This is a genomic window from Bradyrhizobium sp. CCBAU 53421 (assembly GCF_015291625.1).
Lineage (GTDB): Bacteria > Pseudomonadota > Alphaproteobacteria > Rhizobiales > Xanthobacteraceae > Bradyrhizobium.
In genome coordinates, this window is record NZ_CP030047.1 from 4,573,257 (window position 1) to 4,593,906 (window position 20,650).

Genomic DNA, 20,650 nt, shown 5'->3' on the forward strand with positions numbered 1-20,650 from the left:
GGCGACTGCCATGGAATCCGCGATTCCCCCTCACTTGCAGACTGCGCGCTCCCGTCATCGTCGCGTGCCCGACGATTATGCGCCGCCTTATCCCTCGTTCGTCGCGCGCCACAAACCCGCGGTCGCGCGCGTGATCATGGCCTATTTCGGCGTGCAATTTCGTGGCGAGCCGACTGCCGCGGTGGCCGAGGCGCTGGCATCGATCGCAAAACGCTTTGCCGGCGGGAGCGGCCCGACGCATTGGGATCGCGCGCAATGTGTCGACCAGGCCGGCTTCACCAACGTCGTCTCGGTCGCCTATTGGGACGATGTCGGGCGGTTCGATGCCTGGTTCGACGGCGCGCGCGAGGCCTGGACCGGCGGCGCCAGCGATGGCGTCGGCCGTTTCATCGAGGTGCTGCGGCCGCATGTTGCGCGCTACGAGACGCTGTTCTCGTCGCTCGGCCGGCCGGAGGGCGTCGCGGTGCTTGCCGACGGCATGAGCGGCGAGGTGCAGGAGCACGCCTATTGGGGCGGCATGCGCGACCGCATCCCGCTGTCGCAGACCGACGCGATGTCGCCGAACGGCGAGCCGCGGGTGATCCGCGACGGCGCGCGCATCCGCGTGGTCGCGCACGACAATCTCTGCCTGATCCGCTCCGGCCAGGACTGGAGCGACACCGAGGCGTCGGAGCGCAAGATGTATCTCGACGATGTCGAGCCGGTGCTGCGCGAGGGCATGGACTTCCTGCGCGACGACGGCGGGCCGATCGGCTGCTACGCCAATCGCTACATGCGCGTCGTCGACGCGGAGGGAAGGCTGACGGAGAAGTCCTACGGCCAGAGCTGGTGGAAGAGTCTTGCGGCACTGGAGCGCTGGGCGGAGTCGCACCCGACCCATGTCAGGATCTTCGGCGCGGCGATGAAGTATCTGTCGACCCTGGGACCCGCCGCAAAGCTCAGGCTGTATCACGAGGTCACGGTGGTTGCCGCCGACGAGCAGTTCTTCGAATATCTCGGCTGCCACGAGCGCACCGGCATGCTGGGTGCGGTGCAGGTCGCGGCGGCGCCCTCCGCCTGACGCTGGCCTCCTGGCGGGCGCCCGGCCAAAATATCGAAAACAACCCCATGCACAGTAGCCTGTGGTTGCTGGCGGACACGGCGACTTGACTCGTCGGGCAACTCAGCGGTAGCCTTCTATTATTCCGAAATCGTGCAGGCGGCTCGGTGCCGTCGCCCGGCTTGACCGGGCGATGACGGCGTGGACGGATGTAGCTTCACTTCCTCTATATTTCTACGGCCGCAGCCGGCCGCCGCGTTCCGTGATGGCTTGCGCCAGTTCGACCGCCGGGCCGCGTTTGGTCCGGCGGGCGGTGCGGACCACGAATTCGACGTTGCCGAGCGGCGGCAGGCCTGTCGCGGGGAACGCCTCCAGTCCGTCCGGGATCAGGCCCTGCGCCTGCGGGGTGATGCCGAGACCGGCGAGCGCCGCGGCGCGCAGGCCGCTGAGGCTGCCGCTGGAGCAGACGATGCGCCAGGGTCGTCCAAACCGTTCCATCGCCTCCAGCACCACGCTGCGGCTGACGCTCGGTGGCGCATAGAGGATCAGCGGCAGCGGCTGGTCGGGATCGAGCCGCATGCCGGGCGCACCGGTCCACACCAGGCGGTCCTGCCACACCAGTTGCCCGAGCGCGTCGCCGGGCCGGCGCTTGCCGAGCACGAGGTCGAGCTCGCCGGCGTCGAGCTGCTGGTAGAGCACGGCGCTGAGGCCGATCGTCAATTCGAGATCGACCTGCGGGTGGCGGCGGACGAAGTCGCGCAGCAGATCGGGCAGGCGGGAGCTCGCAAAATCCTCCGCGGCGCCCAACCGGACCTTGCCGCGCACCTGCGACCCCGCGAAGTAATCGCGGGCGCGCGCATTGGCCTCGAGGATCGGGCGCGCAAAGCCGGTCATCGCTTCGCCGTCGGCGGTGAGCACCACCGAATGGGTGTCGCGCACGAACAGGCGACGCCCGGCCGCGGCCTCGAGCTTGCGGATGTGCTGGCTGACGGTCGACTGCTTCAGGCCGAGGCGGCGCCCGGCCTCGGTGAAGTTCTGGGTCTGCACCACGGTCAGGAAGGTTTCGAGCTGGGTCGGATCGAGCATGGCCGTCGGCCCGTCATTTCATAACGTAATGACAATAACACCGGTAAGCGCGGTTCACAATCGGCGTTGGCGAAGCCATTTTCCGGTCAAGGAAAGGAAGCCACCATGACCATCAGCCGCCTGCGCTCATTCGTGCCTGTCGACCCCTACATCGCCGCCATCGTCGGCATGGTCGGCCTTGCCACGCTGCTGCCGCTGCACGGGCAGGGCACCGTGATCGGCGGCTACGCGACCGATGCCGCGATCGCGCTGCTGTTCTTCCTGCACGGCGCCCGGCTGTCGACGACGGAGGCGCTGGTCGGCGCCCGGCACTGGCGGCTGCACCTCGTGATCTTCCTGTCGACCTTCGCGCTGTTCCCGCTGCTCGGGCTCGCCGCGCATGCGCTGGCGCCGCATCTGCTGACGCCGGCGCTGTGGGCGGGCGTGATCCTGATCTGCATCCTGCCATCGACGGTGCAGTCGTCGGTCGCCTTCACCTCGATCGCACATGGCAACGTCTCCGCCGCGCTGTGCTCGGCTACCGCCTCCAATCTGCTCGGCATCGTCGCGACACCGCTGCTGGCAGGTGTGCTGCTCTCGAGCCATGGCGGGTTCTCCGGCAATGCCGCGTTCGACATCGTCGTGCAACTGTTGCTGCCCTTCGTGGCGGGGCAGCTGTCGCGGCCGCTGATCGGCCGCTGGGTCGAGCGGCACCGTGCGATGCTCGGCCTGGTCGACCGCGGCTCGATCCTCCTGATCGTCTACACCGCGTTCAGCGACGGCGTCAGCCACGGCATCTGGCATCAGGTCAACGCGACGCAGATGGCCATCGTGCTCGGCCTCGATGCGCTGCTACTGGCGACCGTGCTGCTGATCACCAATTTTGGCAGCCAGCTGCTCGGCTTCTCGCGCGCCGACCGCATCGCGATCATGTTCTGCGGCTCGAAGAAGAGCCTGGCGAGCGGGCTGCCGATGGCGAGCGTGCTGCTCGCCGGGCAGTCGGTCGGCCTGATCGTGCTGCCGCTGATGCTGTTTCACCAGATCCAGCTGATGACCTGCGCCGCGTTGGCGCGCCGTTATGCGGGCGGTGAGGAAGGGGCATCACATGATGCTGCGCCGGTGTTGGTCAAGGCGCACTGAGCGCGGCCACTCCGCTGTCGTCCCCCGGCTTGACCGGGGGACCCAGTACGCCGCGGCTTCTCCGTGACCGACTGGCGTCTCTGGAATACTGGATCGCCCGGTCGAGCCGGGCGATGACACCGAAAATTGGCTAGGCCTTACGCCACACGCAGGCCCTTCGCGATTTCCTTCTGCGCGTCGAACTCGCGGCGGCGGCGCGCCAGCTCATCGGCGCTCAGCGCAGCTCCTCCGCTGTCGTCCCCCGGCTTGGCCGGGGGACCCAGTACGCCGCGGCTTCTCAGTGACTCACTGACGTCTCTGGAATACTGGATCGCCCGGTCGAGCCGGGCGACGACAGCGTGAGTGGGGTAAGGGATCGTGTCCAACGCCCAGCGCTAAGCGACGCGCAAACCCTTCGCGATTTCCTTCTGCGCGTCGAACTCGCGGCGCAGGCGGGCGAGCTCCTCCGCGCTCAGTGCATCGGCATTGCTGTAGTCGCGCTTCCAGGACGCGTCCTCGCTCCAGCGCAGCGGCGACTGCACCGTGGTCTGCGGACCGGGCGCAGTTTCCAGCACGCGTAGCGCGAGTTTCAGCGTGAACGCCTGCGAGGCCCCGTCATGCGGCTTGCCGGCGGAGTTGCCGAGCGGGAAATCGGAGAACAGGAAGCGCGGCACCGCGGCGTGCTCGACGATATCCTTGGCGCAGCCCATCACCACGGTCGGGATGCCGTTGGCTTCGAGATGGCGCGCCACCAGGCTGACGGTCTGGTGGCAGACCGGGCAGTTCGGCACCAGCACCGCGGCGTCGACCTTGTCGTCGCGGCAGCGCTTCAGGATCTCGGGCGCATCGGTCTCGATGGTGACGCGGTGGCTGCGGTTGGTCGGGGCACCGAAGAAGCGCGGGGCGACTTCGCCGATCTTGCCTTCCGCGGCGAGGCGCTTGAGCTGCGCCAGCGGGAACCAGGTGCCGCTGTCGGTCGCCGTGGTGTGGGTGCGGTCATAGGCGATATGCGAGATCCGCAAATCGTGTGGCTGCGACGTGTCGCCGTCATAGACCGAATAGAACTTGGCCCCGCCATTGTATTTGGCGCCGGGGCCCTGGTCGCCGCGGGCAGGATCGAACGGCGCGGCTGTCGTGATGATGGCGACCCGGGACTGGTTCAGCGGCTTCTTCAGCGGCTGGAACGGCGCGGAGGTGTAATGCGCCCAGCGGTAGGGGGTGGTGTAGCCGATCGCCTCGTAATAATCGCGGGTCCGCTTCATGTAGCCGATCGGGGCGTCGTCGTCGGAGGCAAAGCCGAGTTGATCGTCCGTAGCTGCGGCCATTTTGCGCTCCCTTTTGCGCGCCATCATTTCAGTCCATAGCTAGACCACGAGCTTGCGGTGTCAAGCCACGCCGCGCGGGAGCAGATTTGCGATGCGAACGGGTCTTTGCGCCGCATGGGTCATGCTTGTGTTGCTGGTGCCGCAGGTCGGCGCCGGCGCGGAGGACGCGCCTGCCGCAGCCCCGGCGACGCCGCCGAGCGCCGAGCAGCCCGCAATGCCGCCCGCGGACGAGCCCGCCGCGCCCGCCGAGAAACCTGCCACAGCGCCGGCGGAGCAGCCTGCGCCGCCGCCGGGAGAGCAGGCCGCGCCATCGGCCGAGAAACCTGCACCCCCTGTGGATACGCCGGCGACGCAGGCCGAGAAACCTGCGGCAACGACCGAGAAACCGGCAGACGACGCGCGCGAGAGCGACACCCGCGAGGCGATGTGCCTGATGATCGAGTCGGCGGCGCGGGCCAACGATCTGCCGCTCGAATTCTTCGCGCGCGTGATCTGGCAGGAGAGCCGCTTCCAGGCCGACGCGATCGGCCCGATGACCCGGAGCGGCCAGCGCGCGCAAGGCATCGCGCAGTTCATGCCGGGCACGGCGAACGAGCGCGGGCTGCTTGATCCGCTCGATCCAGTGCAGGCGCTGCCGAAGTCGGCTGAATTCCTTAGCGAGCTGCGCAACCAGTTCGGCAATCTCGGCCTTGCGGCCGCCGCCTACAATGCCGGCCCGCGCCGGATCCAGGACTGGCTCGCCGGCTCCGGTTACATGCCGCAGGAGACGCGCAACTACGTCTCAGCGATCACCGGCTCCAGCGTCGACGACTGGGCCGCCGCCGGCCGCAACGGCAAGATGCCACAGCGTGCGCCGACCACGAGCTGCCGCGAGCTGATGGCGCTGCTGAAGCGTGCGCCGAATCCGTTCGTGGCCGGGCTCGAGCAGCACATCACGCTGTCGGCGGCCAAGGTGTGGGGCGTGCAGCTCGCCGCCGGCTTCAGCCGCGACAAGGCGCTGGCGATGTATGCCCGTGCCATCAAGCGGCTGTCGAGCGTGATCGGCGATCAGGATCCGAGCCTCTTGAGCTCGCGGCTGCGCACCCGCGGCAGCGCGACGTTCTACCAGGTGCGCATCGGCGCCGACACGCGCCCCGAGGCCGACGGCCTGTGCAGCCGCATCCGCAAGGCGGGCGGGGCGTGCTTTGTGCTGAAGAACCGGGCTTGATTGCGTAGCTCCCGTAGCCCGGATGAAGCGCCAGCGAAATCCGGGGCTGCTCGTGCAGTGGGTCAGAGCTGTCCCGGATTACGCTTCGCTCCATCCGGGCTACTGCATAGCAGCGCTGTGCACCCGCTTGCTTGACCCTGCGTCGCGCGCGCCCTAATCCGCCGCGATTGCAAAACCATCCGGCTTCCCGTGGCGCTTCCTCCGCTCGATTCCCCGCAATGGCAGACCTCGTTCCGCGCCTTCCTGTGGGGCGCGCGGTCGATCGGCGCGACCGTGCTCACCTTGGTGCTGTTTGCGACCTATCTCGGCATCGGCGCGCTGGCGCATGATAGCGGCTTCTCGCTGGGCTGGACGCTCGCAAGCACCGCGTTCGTCTGGGCGGGGCCGGCGCAGATCATCGTGATCACGACGCTCGGCTCCGGCGCCACTGTGCTGCAATCGGCGATCGCGGTCACGGTCAGCGCGATCAGGCTGTTTCCGATGGTGGTGTCGGTGCTGCCGTTGATGCGCACCGAACAGACCAAGCGGCGGCATCTGATCCTGGTGGCGCATCTGACGGCCGTGACGCTGTGGGTCGAATGCTACCGCTTCCTGCCGCAGGTGCCGCGCAACCGGCGGATCGCCTTCATCCACGGGCTCGGTCTGGGGCTGGTCTCGGTCTGCCTGATCGCCAACACGATCGGCTACACGCTCGCGGCCAACCTCACGCCGCTGCTCGCCGCCGGCATGTTGATGCTGACGCCGCTCGCCTTCCTGTTCTCCACCGCACGCAATTGCCGCGAGCTCGCCGACGTGATCGCGCTGGTGCTTGGGCTGTTGCTGTTCCCGCTGGCCGCGATGCTGAACAGCGGCGTCGACATCCTGGTCAGCGGCGTCGTCGCGGGAACCATCGCCTATGGCGTGCACCGCGCCAGGGCAGGCATGGTGAAGGCGCGCGCATGAGCAGCTTCATCGGCGACTGGCACGCGCTGGCGGTTCTGTTCGTGGCAGGCGTCATCCCCAACCAGATCTGGCGCATGCTCGGCCTCTGGTTCGGCGGCGGCATCGACGAGAATTCCGAGCTCCTGGTCTGGGTGAGGGCAGTCGCCACCGCGATCCTCGCCGGGATCATTGCGCAGATCGTGGTGCAGCCGCCGGGCGCGCTCGCCAGCGTGCCGGACTGGCTGCGTTACGGCGCCGTCGCCGCGGGCTTTGTGGCATTCATGCTGGCGAGGAAATCGATCTTCGCCGGCGTGATCGTGGGCGAGATCGTCCTGATCGCGGGCAAATACTGGCTCGGCTGATTGCGGCAGCCGCATTATCCGTTACTCTCGTTTCCCAACAACAAGACAACGGGGAAACGTCATGCAGCGGCGCGCATCATCGACCTTCATTGCGGCACTGACTGCCTTGCTGGTGGCGGCGCTGCCGGCGCGTGCTGCCGACTATCCGACGCGTCCGATCAAGCTCGTGGTGCCCTATGCCGCAGGCGGACCGACCGACGTGCTCGGCCGCCTCGTCGGCGAATATCTCGGGCGCGATCTCAAGCAGGTGGTCGTGGTCGAGAACAAGGCCGGCGCGCAGGGCGCGATCGGCGCCGAGGCGGTGGCGCGCTCCGATCCCGACGGCTACACGCTGTTCGTGACCGCGGCCTCGATCTTCGTGCTCAATCCGCTGCTCTACAAGAAGCTGCCTTACGATCCAGCCCGGGATTTCCGCCTGCTGTCCGTGATCACGGACGCGCCGATGATCATGGAGGTGCATCCGTCCGTGCCCGCGAAGACGATCGCGGAGTTCGTCGCCTACGCCAAGCAGAATCCCGGCAAGCTCAATTTTGGATCGGCCGGCACCGGCGGTACCGTTCATCTCGCCGGCGAGATGTTCAAGCAGATGGCCGGCGTCGAGATGACCCATGTGCCGTACAAGGGCGCTGGACCCGCGCTGCAGGATTTGCTGTCCGGCAACATCCAGCTGATGTTCGACACGCTCGGCACCGCGCTGCCGCCGGTCAAGTCAGGCATGCTGCGCGCGCTCGCCGTCAGCTCCACCGAGCGCATCCCCGATTTGCCCGACCTGCCGACGATCGCCGAGAGCGGCTATCCCGATTATGCGGTCAGCGTCTGGTATGGTATTGCAGCGCCGTCGAAAGTGCCGGACGAGATCGCGGGCAAGATCAAGGCGAGCCTCGACCGGGCCTTGAACGACGAGGCGTTTCGCGCTTCGCTGGTCAGGATCGGTTTTCCGCCGCTGCGCGTAAAGAGCCAGGCCGAGATCGACAAATTCGTGGACACCGACCGCGCGCGGTGGGCGGGCGTGATCAAGGCGCTGAACATATCGCTGGACTGACACATGGTACGTGAAATGGAATTGCGCCAGGGCGAGGTCGCCGTCGACATGCCGACGGCGCGCGACGCCGGGCTGGTCTTCATCGGCCGCATCCGCACGCCCTGGACCTCGCGGCTGGCGACGCCGCGGCAGGGGCGGCATGATGGGCCGGTGTGCCGGCTCGAGATCTTCGAGCCCTGGGTCGCCGCGATCAAGGGCGTCGATTTCTACTCGAACCTCGAGGTGCTGTACTGGCTGCACCAGTCGCGCCGCGACATCGTGCTGCAAAGCCCGAAGAACAACGGCAACACCCGCGGCACCTTCTCGCTGCGCTCGCCGGTGCGCCCGAACCCGATCGGCACCTCGATCGTCAAGCTGGTCGGCGTCGAAGGCAACGTCATCCTGGTGCGCGGCCTCGACTGCCTCGACGAGACGCCGCTGATCGACGTCAAGCCCGACCGCTGCGAGTTCACGCCATTGGCTGCGCCGCAGGCGGGGGATTTCGAGACGGAGTAGGGTTTTCAGCCGTCATTGCGAGGAGCGGAGCGACGAAGCAATCCATCGCTCCACATGCACTGAAGCATGGATTGCTTCGCTTCGCTCGCAATGACGAGGAAAGGCCGCTACTTCAATGCCGCGATCAGTTTTGCCGCATGCGCTTCCAGCACCTTGCCGTCTTCCTTGCGGCTGGCGGGCGGCAGCAGCGCGACGCCGTCCTTGCGCGGCATCACGTGCATGTGGAGATGGAACACGACCTGGCCGCCGGCGGGCTCGTTGAACTGTTGCACGGTGATGCCGTCGGCCTCGAACGCCTTCATCGCAGCGGCGGCGATCTTGTGGGCGGCGCGCGCGACGTGCGCGTAGTCGTCCGGCGTGATGTCGAGGATGTTGCGGGCAGGGGCCTTCGGAATGACCAGCGTATGCCCGGGCGAGCGCGGCATGATGTCGAGGAAGGCGAGCACGTGCTCGTTCTCATAGACCTTGTAGGACGGAAACTCGCCGCGCAGAATTTTTGCGAAGGGGTTGTTGTTGTCATAGGCGGCGGGCATGGGGGCGGCTCCCTGGATTTTGTAGGTTTAATGTCTGGGTCACGGTCCAAACGTCAAGCATCGTCGTCGACGGTCTTGCGGAACGGGCCGGCCTCGGTGAGCTCGCGGCCGACCTCGGCGACATAATCGCGCTCGCGCTTGAGGTAATCGGCGATCGCCCGGCGCAATCCGGGATCGGCGATGAAATGCGCCGAATAGGTGGTCTGCGGCAGGTAGCCGCGCGCCAGCTTGTGCTCGCCCTGCGCGCCGGCCTCGACCACCTTGAGGCCGCGTTGAACCGCGAAATCGATCGCCTGATAGTAGCAGACCTCGAAATGCAGGAACGGGTGGTGCTCGATCGCGCCCCAGTTGCGGCCGAACAGCGTGTCCGAGCCGATGAAGTTGATGGCGCCCGCGATCCAGCGGCCGTTGCGCTTGGCCATGACCAGCAGCACGTCCCGGCTCATGCTCTCGCCGATCAGCGAGAAGAATTTTCGGGTCAGATACGGCCGGCCCCATTTGCGTGAGCCGGTCTCCATGTAGAACTCGAAGAACGCGTCCCAGGCGTCCTCGGTGATATCGGAGCCGGTCAGCCAGTGGATGGTGATCCCGGCGGCAAGCGCCTCACGGCGTTCGCGCTTGATGCCCTTGCGGTGGCGCGAATTCAGCGAGCCCAGAAAGTCGTCGAAGGTCTTGTAGCCTTCATTGTGCCAGTGGAACTGCTGGTCGGTCCGTTGCAGGAAGCCATGCGCGCCGAGGAATTTGGCTTCGTCCTCGCGGGCAAAGGTCACGTGCACCGAGGAGGCCTCGGTGGCGTTGCACAGCGCGCGCAGGCCGCGCGCCAGCGCCGAGCCGATCACCTCACGGTCGACGCCGTCGCGGATCAACAGCCGCGGCCCGGTGGCGGGCGTGAAGGGGACGGAGACCTGCAGCTTCGGATAGTAGCTGCCGCCGGCGCGGTGATAGGCCTCGGCCCAGCCGCGGTCGAACACGTATTCGCCCTGCGAGTGCGATTTCAGATAGCAGGGCACGACGCCGACGATCCGGCCATCGAGCTTTGCCACCAGATGCCGGGGGCCCCAGCCGGTCCGCGGGCAGGCCGAATTGGAGGCTTCGGCGGCGGCGAAAAAGGCGTGGGAAACGAAGGGGTTGTAGCTCGAACCTGCAGTCGTCTGGCAATCGCCTGCGGCAGCGGGCGAGGCCAGCGTGTCGAGGTTGTGAATGCTGTCCGCGCCGGCCTTCGGATTGGCACAGGCATCCCATTCGGCGGCGGGAATGCCGCCGATGTCAGCCACAGCCTCTAGGGTGATTTCAGACGACGCCATCGAGAGTGAAGACCGGTGCCTCTTCTGAGCATGATCGTTCCGGAACAGCTGGCTCCACTTCCGGATCATGCTCCGCATTCCGCCATCGCCGATGACGACCAACTCCCGACAACATCGTGCGTCGCAGCGACGAGTTCAAGACTGCCGGCGACATCTTAGGTTCCCGGCACAAACCCCTCGAAAATCATCTGGTCGGCGAAGCGCGCGGCGCGCGCGCGCTGTTCCACTGTCCGCACGGTCCAGGCCAGCAACGGGCAGCCGAATATGTTGCGGGCGATCCAGGGCGCTGGCGCCGGCAGCTGGTTGACCCAGAAGGCGACGAAATGCGGCTCGGTCTTGAAGCCGTGGCGCAGGTACAGCATGCCGTCGCGCTGGGCCGGCGTCAGCTTGGTCCAGGAACTGTCGTCATAGGTGCGCTGGGCGGTGATGCCGCGCGGCAGGCTCGGCATGATCTCGCGCAGTGCCAGCACCTGGTCGGGATCGAACGACATGCCGACAACAGGGCCGGAATAGGACGCCAGCACCTCGGACATCCGCCGAACCAGCTTGCGGTCGCCGTCGAAATGGCTCTTCACCTCGACCACCAGCGGTACGCGGCCGGCGACCAGCGCGCAGAGGTCACCGAGCGTCATCATCTGCTCGGAGGTGCTCTTGAACTTCACCGCCTTCAGCTCGGCCGCGGTCTTGGTCGAGAGCAGGCCCGAGCCTTCGGTGAGGCGGCCGAGCGCATCGTCGTGATGCACCATCGCCTCGCCGTCGGCGGTGAGCTGGATGTCGCACTCGATGGCGAAATTGCCCGCGACCGCGGCGCTGGCCGCGGCCGGCATGTTCTCGATGATGCCGCGTGCGGCATCGTGCAGGCCGCGATGGGCGACCGGCCGCTTCGTCAGCCAATCAGGCGCGCGCATCGATCAGGCGACTTCGAACACGCCTTCGACCTCGACGGCGGCATCGGCGGGCAGCGAGGCGACGCCGACGGTGGTGCGGGCATGGCGGCCCTTGTCGCCGAAGGCTGCGACCATCAGGTCGGAGGCGCCGTTCAGCACCTTCGGTCCGTCGAAGAAGTCGGGGGCCGAGTTGATGAAGCCGCCCAGACGCACCACGCGCACAACCTTGTCGAGATCGCCGAGGGCTGCCTTGACCTGGGCCAGGAGGTTGATCGCGCAGCCCTGCGCCGCGGCGACACCTTGCTCGAGCGTGACGCCGGCCCCGAGCTTGCCCTTGGCGATCAGCTTGCCTTCGGCGTTGAAACAGACCTGGCCCGAGATGAACAGCAGGTTTCCGCTGCGGACGAAGGGGACGTAGTTCGCGACCGGGGAGGTCGGCTCGGGAAGTGTGATGCCCTGTGACGCCAGTTTCTGTTCGACGGTACCCGCCATCTTTTTTGTCCCCAAGTTGGATTGCACGAAGCCTGAAACGCGGTCAGGGCCAGATTTGTTTCGATTGTTTCGCGCATCGTGCCGCCGGTTGCAAGCGACAGGAAGGTGCCGGCTGCGCGGCCAAGACATTGCGGAATCGCACGGAAAACTGCCGAAAACGACGGAATTTTCGCTGCATATATTGCGATTTTGTCAGACTTGCCCCAGTTGCGGCGCAATACCACCGTCACTATTGTGGGGAATCCCTGCCTCCCTGAGGACAACACATGACCCTGCCGTTTCGGAATCCGTCGCGTGCCCTGGTGCTTACGATCGCCGTCGCCGCAGGATCCGGTCTGGTTCAAGGGTCGGCCGCTGCCGCGGCTAGCGGGCCGTTTCTGGCGCATCAGGCGTTGTATGATCTCAGCCTCGTGAAGTCGCGCGGCTCCAACTCGGTCAGCGATGCACGCGGGCGCATCCTCTACAATTTCTCCGGCAGCTCCTGCGAAGGCTATACCTCCGAATTCCGCCAGGTGTCCGAGCTCGACAGCGGCGAGGGCAAGGTGACGCTATCCGATCTGCGCTCTACGTCCTGGGAGGACGCGTCGGGCAAGAGCTATCGCTTCAAGATCGACACAAGGATGAACGACAGTGACTCGTCGCCGGTCGACGGCATCGCCGAGCGCGTCGGCGATCATATCACCGTGAAGCTGACCCAGCCGGTGAAGAAGACGTTCAACCTCGACGGCAAGATCGTGTTCCCGACCGAGCAGATCCAGCACATCATCGCCGCCGCCCGCGACGGCAAATCGGTGCTCGAGCAGACCGTCTATGACGGCTCCGACAATGGCGAGAAGGTCTACAACACGCTGACCGTGATCGGCCGGCCGATCACGGGCGACCGCGCGCCGTCATCGCCCGATCCGTCGACGGCAAGCGATGCGATGAAGACCATGACGCGCTGGCCGGTGACGGTGAGCTATTACGACAGCGACGCCCGCGCCAAGGACGGCGAGCAGACGCCGGTCTACGCGATGTCGTTCGAGCTCTACGAGAACGGCGTCTCCCGCGCGCTGGTACTCGACTACAACGATTTCGTGATCTCGGGCGCGCTGGACAAGTTCAACGTCAGGGATTCCAAGCCCTGCAAATGAGGGGCTGGCCGTCGCCACGCCCTCGGTGTCGTCCCGGCCTGGTGCGCAAATTGCGCACGGGGGCCGAGACCCAACCACCGAAGCTGATGATTGCGCGACGCTGGGGCCACAGCTTTCTTCAACAACTCAACCCTGTGGTAATGGTCCCGGCCTTCGCCGGGACGACGGCGGAGTCTTAAGCACCCCGCGAGACCACTCTGGCCGGAACCATCCGACGCGAGTACGCTTCCCGAAACACGCGTGTCAGGGAGGCACATCATGAGCAAATCAGACCATCTTCGCCCCAGCGGCCTGCATCACAATCCGGCTTACTCCCACGTCGTCGTCGCATCGGGCGCGCGCACGATCTACATTTCGGGGCAGGTTTCCACCGACGAGGAGGGCCGGGTGGTCGGCGCCGGCGATCTCGCTGCGCAGACGACGCAGGTGATGCAGAACCTCGGCATGGCGCTGAAGGCCGCCGGGGCGAGCTATTCCAACATCGTCAAGATCACGACCTTCGTCGTCGGCTACCGACCGGAGCTGCGCCCGATCATCGGCAAGGCGCGCTCGGCCTTCTTCGAGGGCATGGAGCCGCCGGCCTCGACGCTGGTCGGCGTCACCGCGCTCGCGGCCCCGGAATGGCTGATCGAGATCGAGGCGGTGGCGGTCGCGGATTGAGGACCGTGCTTCCCGTCATTGCGAGGAGCGAAGCGACGAAGCAATCCATCATTCCGCATACGCTGAAGCATGGATTGCTTCGCTGCGCTCGCAATGACGGAGTCTGAGGCACCGTCCCGAACTACTCCTCCGCGTTCTTCTGCGGCCCCTCATAGGCAATGCCCCGGATCACGGCGGCATTGCCGAACTTCTTGCGCAGATTGTCCATCGCGCGTTCGGCGTGGGCCGAGCGGCGGTCGAGCATGTCGGAATCATTGGCCTGCGCGCCCGGCCGCAGCGCGCTGACGCCGGCGCCCATCAGGCGGAAGGCGGTGCCGTCGATCTCCTTGGCCAGCATCTCGCGCGTCACCGCAAAGATCTTGGCGGCCAATTGGGTCGGCGTCTGGATCGATTGCGAACGGGTGCGCTGGCGGAAATCAGCGGTCTTCAGCTTCAGCGTGATGGTGCAGCCCGAGAGGTCGCTGCTCTTCAGCCGCGCCGAGGTCTTCTCCGACAGTTTCCACAGCAGCTTTTCCAGGATTGCAAAATCGCGGATGTCGGTCTCGAAGGTGGTCTCGCTCGAGATCGTCTTGGCGCCGCGATCGGGCACCACGCTGCGGTCGTCGATGCCGCGCGCCAGCCGCCACAGCCTGCGGCCTTCGCTGGCGAACTGCTTCATCAATTCGTTCTCGTCGGCGCGCTGCAAATCGGCGATGATGCGGAAGCCGCGCTGCACCAGCTTCTCCTGCGTCGCAGGGCCGACGCCATAGATGAAGCCGACCGGTTTGCTCGCAAGCATCTCGCGGGCCTCGTCCTGGTCGAGTGCGGCGAAGCCTCTCGGCTTGTCGAGGTCGGAGGCGATCTTGGCGAGGAACTTGTTGCAGGACAGCCCGACCGACACCGTGATGCCGATGTCGCGTTCGACGTCGCGGGCGAATTTGGCGAGCACCTTGGCCGGGATCATGCCGTGGACGCGCTGCGTGCCGGCGAGATCGAGGAAGGCCTCGTCGATCGATAGCGGCTCGACCAGCGGCGTCAGCGCCTGCATCGCCTGGCGCACCTCGCGTCCGACCCGGACATATTTCGCCATGTCGGGCGGGATCACGGTGGCGTCGGGGCAGAGTTCCAGTGCCTTGAACATCGGCATCGCCGAGCGGACGCCGTAGGTGCGGGCGATGTAGCAGGCCGCCGACACCACGCCGCGCTTGCCGCCGCCGATGATGACAGGGCGGTCGGCGATCTCAGGGTTGTCGCGCTTCTCGACGGTGGCATAGAACGCGTCGCAGTCGATATGCGCCAGCGAAAGCGCGGGCAGGGCGCGGTGACGCACCAGGCGCGGCGACCCGCAATGGCTGCAGCGCTTCACCTTGATGTCGAGGTCGCCGAGGCAGTCCCGGCAGAAACTGAGGGGGCCGTCGGGCGCTGGCGCTGCCGTCGTCACGGCACGTCGCGCTCCCATTTCGGGTCGCCCAGCACCTGATGGGCGGCGGCGATGTTGGTCGGGTGCAGCTCCGAGGCCGCGGCGAACGCCTTCACGGTGGCAACGTCGCGCATCACGAAATCGAGCACGCTCGCGAGAAATTGAGGATTGGACGCCGCGTTCCGCAGCGTCTCCGGACCGATTCCGGTTTCGGCCAGGAACAAGCCCAGCCGCTCGGGATCGCCGGCAATGAAGCCGAGCGCCTGAATTGCAACGATTTCAGCAACTTCCCGGGGGTTGTGAACAGGCTTTTTCAACGCGCCGGTTTGCCTTTCCGTTAACTTATGGTCTCTATTGAGAGGCCCATCATGCCCGAGTCTTCCGCGTGTGTTCAAGCAACGGAAACCACGCTGCGGAAGTTGGACTACGGGTTAACGGGTTAGAGCGATTCTGGCGCTAGTTTGAATTCACATTTTCGACGCGTCCCGAGCGCGGCGCGTGAGGTGCCGCAGCAGGGCCCGTCTCCTGGGTTAGGGAGGGACGGGATGGCCAAAACCGTCCTGATCGTGGAGGACAACGAGCTCAACATGAAGCTCTTTCGCGATCTGTTGGAAGCGCATGGCTATCAGACTTCGGGCACCAGCAATGGCTTCGAAGCCCTCGATCTTGTGCGCAAGCTGCGCCCCGACCTCATCCTGATGGATATTCAACTGCCCCAGGTTTCCGGCCTCGAGGTCACGCGCTGGATCAAGGACGATCCCGATCTGCGCATGATTCCGGTGGTCGCGGTCACCGCCTTCGCCATGAAGGGCGACGAAGAACGTATCCGCGAGGGCGGTTGCGAAGCCTATTTGTCGAAGCCGATCTCGGTCGGCAAATTTATTGAGACTGTCCGACGCTTCATCGGATAGGGGAGTTGTGGTGCAATGTCCGCGCGTATCCTCGTCGTCGATGACGTTCCGGCGAACGTCAAGCTGTTGGAAGCCCGTCTGTCAGCCGAATATTTCGATGTGCTGACCGCCTCCAACGGCACCGAGGCGCTGGAAATCTGCGCGCGCGCCGAATGCGACATCATCCTGCTCGACGTCATGATGCCTGACATGGACGGCTTCGAGGTCTGCCGCCGCCTGAAGTCGAATCCCGCGACCCATTTCATTCCCGTCGTCATCGTCACCGCGCTCGACAGCCCGGCCGATCGTGTGCGCGGGCTTGAGTCCGGCGCCGATGATTTTCTCACCAAGCCGGTGTCCGACGTCGTGCTGATCGCGCGCGTGCGCTCGCTGACGCGGCTGAAGATGATGACCGATGAGCTGCGCATGCGCGCCATCACCTCGCTCGAGATCGGCATGCAGGCGCCCGAGCGCAGCGCGATTGCCGACAAGGGCACCGGCGGCCGCATCCTCCTCGTCGACGACCGGCCGTCGTCCTACGAGAAGCTGGCGCCGATCCTTTCCGCCGAGCACACGGTCGACGTCGAAACCAATCCGTCGGAGGCTCTGTTCCACGCCGCCGAGGGCAATTACGACCTCCTGATCGTGTCGCTCAGCCTCGACAATTTCGATGGCCTGCGGCTGTGCAGCCAGGCCCGCTCGCTGGAGCGCACCCGCCAGGTGCCGATCCTCGCCATCTCGGATGCCGACAACAACACGCGGCTGATGCGCGGGCTCGAGATCGGCGTCAACGACTATCTGCTGCGTCCGGTCGACAAGAACGAACTGCTGGCGCGGGCGCGCACCCAGATCCGCCGTCGCCGCTACACCGATCATCTGCGCGACAATGTGCAGAACTCGATCGAGATGGCGATCACGGACGCGCTGACCGGCCTCAACAACCGGCGCTACATGGAAAGCCACCTCGCGACCTTGGCGGAGCAGGCCTCGATCCGCGGCAAGCCGCTGGCGCTGATGATCCTCGACATCGACTACTTCAAGGCGATCAACGACACCTACGGCCACGACGCCGGCGACGACGTGCTGCGCGAATTCGCCGTTCGAATCCGCAAGTCGATCCGCGGCATCGATCTCGCCTGCCGCTATGGCGGCGAGGAGTTCGTGATCGTGATGCCGGAGACCGATCTGCATGTCGCCGGCATGGTCGCCGAGCGGCTGCGCCGCTCGATCGCGGGCGAGCCGTTCACCGTCGACAAGGGCGGCAAGCGGATCACGGTCACGATCTCGATCGGGCTGACCACGCTGGAGCGCAAGGGCGAGCAGGTGACCGACGTGCTCAAGCGCGCCGACACCGCACTCTATCGCGCCAAGCACGACGGCCGCAACCGCGTGGTGTCTGCGGCGGCGTAGCGCTCTTCACTCCCTCCGGATCTCCGTCGTCATACCCCGCGAAAGCGGGGTATCCAGTACGCCGCGGCTTCTCGTTTCAAGCGTCACTGCCTCTGGAATACTGGGTCACCCGCTTTCGCGAGGGCTTTGCGAAAGTCGAACAGCTCGACGGGGCCGGACGGCTGTTGTTTGGGCCGGTTAGCGGCTGGACGGGCCAGCCATGATGGCTGGGTGCCTCGTTTGGTTAGGCGATGTGGGGTGGCGTCCTGGCCCATCGCTGGAGATTGATCGCGGTCGCGGCGAGCTGGAAAGCTGCGGCATTGCGTATCAGGCCCCGATAGCGGGCACGCGCAAGGCCGTAGACGCGCTTGAGCAATGCGAACAACGGTTCGATCGGCGCGCGTCGATGCGAGATGACCGCGTTACGACGCACCGCCCAAGGCCCCAAGCGAAGCCAGCGGTTGTGTCTGCGCATAATGCCGTCGCGAATATCCATCTGCTTCAGCCGCCCACGTCGCGCGATGGTATCGTAGGCTTTGTCAGCGTAGACTGTTGCCTCGTCGCCGCAGATCAGCTCGTCGGCGGGCACGGTGTCGTTGACATTGGCTGGCGTAAAGGCAAGGCGCCGGATGATGCGACTGCCTTGGTCCATCGCCACGTGCATCTTGTAGCCGAAGGCATATTTGCCGTCCTTCCTGGTCCAGGCGGCGTCAGGATCGTGAGGGCTTTTGACCAGCTTGCTGGCGGGGCGCCCGTCCGCATCCGGGGGCAAATCGGGATCCGGTGGTTCGGGCGGATTAACCGCCGAGCGGATCAGCGAAGCGTCAATCAATGTGCCGCGCTTCAAGACGAAGCCGGACTTCTCGATCTGCGCCGTAATCAGGGCAAAAGCGCGCTCCGCCAGCCCGCTCCTGGCCAGCTGTTCGCGGAAACGCCACAGCGTGGAATGATCCGGTACCGGCTCACTCAGCGACAGGCCCAGGAAGCGCCGGAACGACAGGCGGTCCACCAGCGCCTCCTCAAGGCCCGGATCGGACAACCCATACCATTGCTGCAGCAACAGCGCCTTAAACAGCGCCAGCGACGGGTAAGCGGGCGCTCCCATCGACCCGCTACGCAAGCCGCTCAGCAGCGCTTCAATCGCGCTCCAGTCGACCAGTTCCGATACTCGCTGCAAAGGCGCGTTGGCTCGAGCCGCGTCATTCACCAGCCCGTCGGTAAAGCTCAATTGACCAATCTGCCGCTCCGCCATCCGTTCCTCCGGCGAATCCTTCACCAAAGAGAATCATCCCGGCAGACTTCTGCAAAGCCCTCGCTTTCGCGGGTGACGACAGGTAGATGAACCTACCGCCCGCGCTTCACCGCGTCATAGGCCATCCGCTTGAACTCGAACGAGAACGGATGGACGAACGCCATCTGGCGCTGCGCCATCATGACACCGGCGATCCCGGTCTTCGGCGAAATCCACCACTGCGTGCCCGCGACGCCGCCCCAATAGAACTCGCCGGCCGCGTCGGGATGATCGATCGGCGAGGGGGTGAGGATCAGGCCGCCGGCAAGCCCATGCGCCTTGCCGGGCTGCTCGCCCATCATCGCGAAGCGGATCCACTGTCCTGCGGGCAACTGGTTGGACATCATCATTGCGATCGTGTCCGGCTTCAGCAGCGTCGGTCCGCCGGGCAGCAGGCTGCGGATCAGCGCGACCATGTCGGGCAGCGTGGACACCAGGCCGCCGCCGCCATTGAGCCTTGCGACCGGGCGCAGATAGGCACCGGGGAAGGGCGCATTGTCGGTGCGGGTGAGGCCCGGCTTCATCGGCTCCATCAGGTCGGCGCCGGCGTAATAGGCGACGAGCCGGCCGTGATCCCTTTCCGGAACGACGAAGCCGGTATCGACCATGCCGAGCGGATCGAGGATGCGCGCCTTGATGAACTTGTCGAAGCTCTGGCCGCTGACGACTTCCACGAGCCGTGCCACCACGTCGATCGCGAGCGAGTATTCCCACGACGTGCCCGGCTGATAGATCAACGGCAGACCGGCGAGCACGTCGACCATCTCGGCCAAGGTCGTGTTGGGATTGTGCACGCCGCGCTCGTTGAGCGCCTTGAAGATGACGGTGCCGGGATCGAAGAAGCCGTAGCTCAAGCCGGCGCTGTGGCTCAGCAATTGGCGGATGGTGATCGAGCTCTGCGCCGGCTCGACATCATCGATCGACATCGCGCCCGGCCGCAGCACCTTGCGGTTGCCGAGCTGCGGGATGAAGGTCTCGATCGGGTCGTCGAGCCGGAAGCGGCCGTCCTCGAGCAACAGCAGCGCCGCGCAGGAGGTGATCAGCTTGGTGTTGGAGAACACCCGGAAGATGTGGTCGGTGCGCAGCGGGACCTGCGCTTCCTTGTCGGCCCATCCGACGCAGCCGGTGTCGGCGACGTCGCGCCCGACCAGGACCGACCAGGAGATGCCAGACAGCAGATTGTTGTCGATATAGCGCTGCATGGCGGCGCGTGCCGGCGCAAAATCGTAGCCGGTGGCCGTCACCTTCAGATCTTCCATGGTCGTTCCCCAGTTGTGCCGCGTTTGCGCGGTCATCGACAATCTCGCGTGACGGAATATCCACTCAGAGGGTCGCGCGTGGTCAGCGCTACCAATCAAACGGAACCTGTTTGCGCAACCGGATTTATCCGCCGCGCTTCTTGTCTGCTGAGGGGCTTGCGACCTTGATGCCCGCATTCACCAGCAGCACGCGGGCGGCTTCCTTCGCCGCGCGCGCCATCGCCGGATCGTTGCGCACCAGGTCCTGCGCAATCGAGCCGTCGACCAGGAGCGTCAGCTGGGTCGCAAGTGCCTCGGCATCGGTGACGCCAAGCTGCCGCAGCAGATCGCGAAACGAGACCCGGCGGCTTTCCTTGAAGGCGACGGCGATGTTGCGGACGGTGCGGTCCTCGTCGTCCGGCCCGAGCTCGGCGACCGCGTTCACGAACGGGCAGCCGCGGAAATCCTTCGCCGAGAAGCGCCGCTCCAGCGAATCGAAGGTTGCGAGGATCTGCTCGGCCGGCGGCTTGTCGGAGGGGCGGGGCTGCACGAAGCGGTGCTGCAGATAGGCCGCGATCAGCGCGTCCTTCGATGGGAAGTGATTGTAGAGCGTGCGCTTGCTGATACCGATCTCGGCCGCGATGGTGTCGACGCCGACGGCGCGAATGCCCTGCAGATAGAACAGTTTGTCGGCGGTCTCGAGAATCCGCTCTTTCATTGTCTGTTTGGGAGGCGGGGAAGCCATGCGCAGGCCGTGATCCTCTTCGCTTGACAGTCGGCCCCCAGTATAGCCTAAGTACACAGGTCTGTGTAACCAAAACATGCGTGAATCGCAGGCCGTGGCACTCGTGCCGCACCG

Annotated in this window: 23 protein-coding genes; 11 read left to right on the forward strand and 12 right to left on the reverse strand. The window is 65.8% G+C overall.

All coding sequences use genetic code 11. The annotated features are described in order from the left end of the window. Nucleotides 1–10: 10 nt before the first annotated feature. On the forward strand, nt 11–1,060 hold the full coding sequence (locus XH92_RS21760) for a phenylacetaldoxime dehydratase family protein (protein ID WP_194460987.1): 1,050 nt from the start codon (nt 11–13) through the stop codon (nt 1,058–1,060). 213 nt (nt 1,061–1,273) lie between these two features. Here XH92_RS21760 and XH92_RS21765 read toward each other — a convergent pair whose 3' ends face one another. Next, complete coding sequence (locus XH92_RS21765) at nt 1,274–2,125, reverse strand: LysR family transcriptional regulator (RefSeq protein ID WP_194460988.1); 852 nt, start codon at nt 2,123–2,125, stop codon at nt 1,274–1,276. A 105-nt stretch (nt 2,126–2,230) separates the two neighbouring features. Here XH92_RS21765 and XH92_RS21770 point away from each other — a divergent pair, with 105 nt between their 5' ends. Next, on the forward strand, nt 2,231–3,244 hold the full coding sequence (locus tag XH92_RS21770; protein WP_194460989.1) for a bile acid:sodium symporter family protein: 1,014 nt from the start codon (nt 2,231–2,233) through the stop codon (nt 3,242–3,244). Nucleotides 3,245–3,381: 137 nt separating this feature from the next. Here the strand turns inward: XH92_RS21770 and XH92_RS21775 are convergent, their stop codons facing one another. Both XH92_RS21775 and XH92_RS21780 read right to left on the reverse strand, forming a co-directional pair. After that, nucleotides 3,382–3,609: a hypothetical protein gene (locus XH92_RS21775; protein WP_194461731.1), complete on the reverse strand. Its 228-nt coding sequence runs from the start codon at nt 3,607–3,609 to the stop codon at nt 3,382–3,384. A gap of 9 nt (nt 3,610–3,618) precedes the next feature. Continuing rightward, nucleotides 3,619–4,548 carry a glycine/sarcosine/betaine reductase selenoprotein B family protein gene (locus tag XH92_RS21780; RefSeq protein WP_194460990.1) on the reverse strand — a complete coding sequence of 310 codons (930 nt, stop codon included), beginning with the start codon at nt 4,546–4,548 and terminating at the stop codon, nt 3,619–3,621. 91 nt (nt 4,549–4,639) lie between these two features. Here XH92_RS21780 and XH92_RS21785 point away from each other — a divergent pair, with 91 nt between their 5' ends. The 5 genes from XH92_RS21785 (at nt 4,640) to tsaA (ending at nt 8,575) form a co-directional block, all read left to right on the forward strand. Continuing rightward, nucleotides 4,640–5,755: a lytic transglycosylase domain-containing protein gene (locus XH92_RS21785; RefSeq protein ID WP_246788519.1), complete on the forward strand. Its 1,116-nt coding sequence runs from the start codon at nt 4,640–4,642 to the stop codon at nt 5,753–5,755. A 189-nt stretch (nt 5,756–5,944) separates the two neighbouring features. Then, entirely contained in the window at nt 5,945–6,697 is a 753-nt protein-coding gene (locus tag XH92_RS21790) for an AzlC family ABC transporter permease (protein WP_194460991.1), read from the forward strand. Next, on the forward strand, nt 6,694–7,038 hold the full coding sequence (locus XH92_RS21795; RefSeq protein ID WP_194460992.1) for an AzlD domain-containing protein: 345 nt from the start codon (nt 6,694–6,696) through the stop codon (nt 7,036–7,038). Before XH92_RS21790 ends, XH92_RS21795 begins: the two co-directional genes overlap by 4 nt. 61 nt (nt 7,039–7,099) lie before the next feature. Beyond that, the gene (locus tag XH92_RS21800) at nt 7,100–8,080 is read left to right on the forward strand and encodes a tripartite tricarboxylate transporter substrate binding protein (protein WP_246788520.1); all 981 of its coding nucleotides are present in this window, start codon (nt 7,100–7,102) and stop codon (nt 8,078–8,080) included. 3 nt (nt 8,081–8,083) lie between these two features. Further along, nucleotides 8,084–8,575 carry a tRNA (N6-threonylcarbamoyladenosine(37)-N6)-methyltransferase TrmO gene (gene tsaA / locus XH92_RS21805; protein WP_194460993.1) on the forward strand — a complete coding sequence of 164 codons (492 nt, stop codon included), beginning with the start codon at nt 8,084–8,086 and terminating at the stop codon, nt 8,573–8,575. 107 nt (nt 8,576–8,682) lie between these two features. Here tsaA and XH92_RS21810 read toward each other — a convergent pair whose 3' ends face one another. The 4 genes from XH92_RS21810 to XH92_RS21825 form a co-directional block, all read right to left on the reverse strand. Next, nucleotides 8,683–9,108, reverse strand: coding sequence for an HIT domain-containing protein (locus tag XH92_RS21810; protein WP_194460994.1), 426 nt, complete (start codon nt 9,106–9,108; stop codon nt 8,683–8,685). A gap of 53 nt (nt 9,109–9,161) precedes the next feature. Next, nucleotides 9,162–10,412, reverse strand: coding sequence for a GNAT family N-acetyltransferase (locus tag XH92_RS21815; RefSeq protein WP_194460995.1), 1,251 nt, complete (start codon nt 10,410–10,412; stop codon nt 9,162–9,164). Nucleotides 10,413–10,567: 155 nt separating this feature from the next. Further along, the gene (locus tag XH92_RS21820) at nt 10,568–11,320 is read right to left on the reverse strand and encodes a glycerophosphodiester phosphodiesterase (protein WP_194460996.1); all 753 of its coding nucleotides are present in this window, start codon (nt 11,318–11,320) and stop codon (nt 10,568–10,570) included. Nucleotides 11,321–11,323: 3 nt separating this feature from the next. Continuing rightward, nucleotides 11,324–11,791: a RidA family protein gene (locus tag XH92_RS21825; RefSeq protein ID WP_194460997.1), complete on the reverse strand. Its 468-nt coding sequence runs from the start codon at nt 11,789–11,791 to the stop codon at nt 11,324–11,326. Between the two features lie 266 nt (nt 11,792–12,057). Here XH92_RS21825 and XH92_RS21830 point away from each other — a divergent pair, with 266 nt between their 5' ends. Beyond that, nucleotides 12,058–12,924 (forward strand): cell envelope integrity EipB family protein, encoded by an 867-nt coding sequence (locus tag XH92_RS21830; RefSeq protein ID WP_194460998.1) that lies wholly within the window; start codon nt 12,058–12,060, stop codon nt 12,922–12,924. Between the two features lie 258 nt (nt 12,925–13,182). Then, nucleotides 13,183–13,584, forward strand: a complete 402-nt coding sequence (locus XH92_RS21835; RefSeq protein WP_194460999.1) for a RidA family protein — start codon at nt 13,183–13,185, stop codon at nt 13,582–13,584. Between the two features lie 121 nt (nt 13,585–13,705). Here the strand turns inward: XH92_RS21835 and XH92_RS21840 are convergent, their stop codons facing one another. Both XH92_RS21840 and XH92_RS21845 read right to left on the reverse strand, forming a co-directional pair. Then, on the reverse strand, nt 13,706–15,022 hold the full coding sequence (locus tag XH92_RS21840; protein WP_194461000.1) for a DNA polymerase IV: 1,317 nt from the start codon (nt 15,020–15,022) through the stop codon (nt 13,706–13,708). Then, entirely contained in the window at nt 15,001–15,300 is a 300-nt protein-coding gene (locus XH92_RS21845) for a DUF3572 domain-containing protein (RefSeq protein ID WP_194461371.1), read from the reverse strand. Before XH92_RS21845 ends, XH92_RS21840 begins: the two co-directional genes overlap by 22 nt. A 228-nt stretch (nt 15,301–15,528) precedes the next feature. On the opposite strand from XH92_RS21845, the gene XH92_RS21850 reads away from it, so the two are divergent. Both XH92_RS21850 and XH92_RS21855 read left to right on the forward strand, forming a co-directional pair. Beyond that, complete coding sequence (locus tag XH92_RS21850) at nt 15,529–15,894, forward strand: response regulator (RefSeq protein ID WP_194461372.1); 366 nt, start codon at nt 15,529–15,531, stop codon at nt 15,892–15,894. A gap of 15 nt (nt 15,895–15,909) precedes the next feature. Continuing rightward, nucleotides 15,910–17,283 (forward strand): PleD family two-component system response regulator, encoded by a 1,374-nt coding sequence (locus XH92_RS21855; protein WP_194461001.1) that lies wholly within the window; start codon nt 15,910–15,912, stop codon nt 17,281–17,283. Nucleotides 17,284–17,506: 223 nt separating this feature from the next. On the opposite strand, the gene XH92_RS21860 is transcribed toward XH92_RS21855, so the two are convergent. The 3 genes from XH92_RS21860 to XH92_RS21870 all read right to left on the reverse strand — a co-directional run bounded on the left by XH92_RS21860 (nt 17,507) and on the right by XH92_RS21870 (nt 20,536). Further along, a complete protein-coding gene (locus XH92_RS21860) occupies nt 17,507–18,514 on the reverse strand; it encodes an IS5 family transposase (RefSeq protein WP_194455643.1) in 1,008 nt (335 codons plus the stop codon). Nucleotides 18,515–18,606: 92 nt separating this feature from the next. Next, a complete protein-coding gene (locus tag XH92_RS21865) occupies nt 18,607–19,848 on the reverse strand; it encodes a serine hydrolase (protein ID WP_246788521.1) in 1,242 nt (413 codons plus the stop codon). Between the two features lie 88 nt (nt 19,849–19,936). Continuing rightward, nucleotides 19,937–20,536 carry a TetR/AcrR family transcriptional regulator gene (locus XH92_RS21870; RefSeq protein ID WP_194461002.1) on the reverse strand — a complete coding sequence of 200 codons (600 nt, stop codon included), beginning with the start codon at nt 20,534–20,536 and terminating at the stop codon, nt 19,937–19,939. Nucleotides 20,537–20,650: the final 114 nt, after the last annotated feature.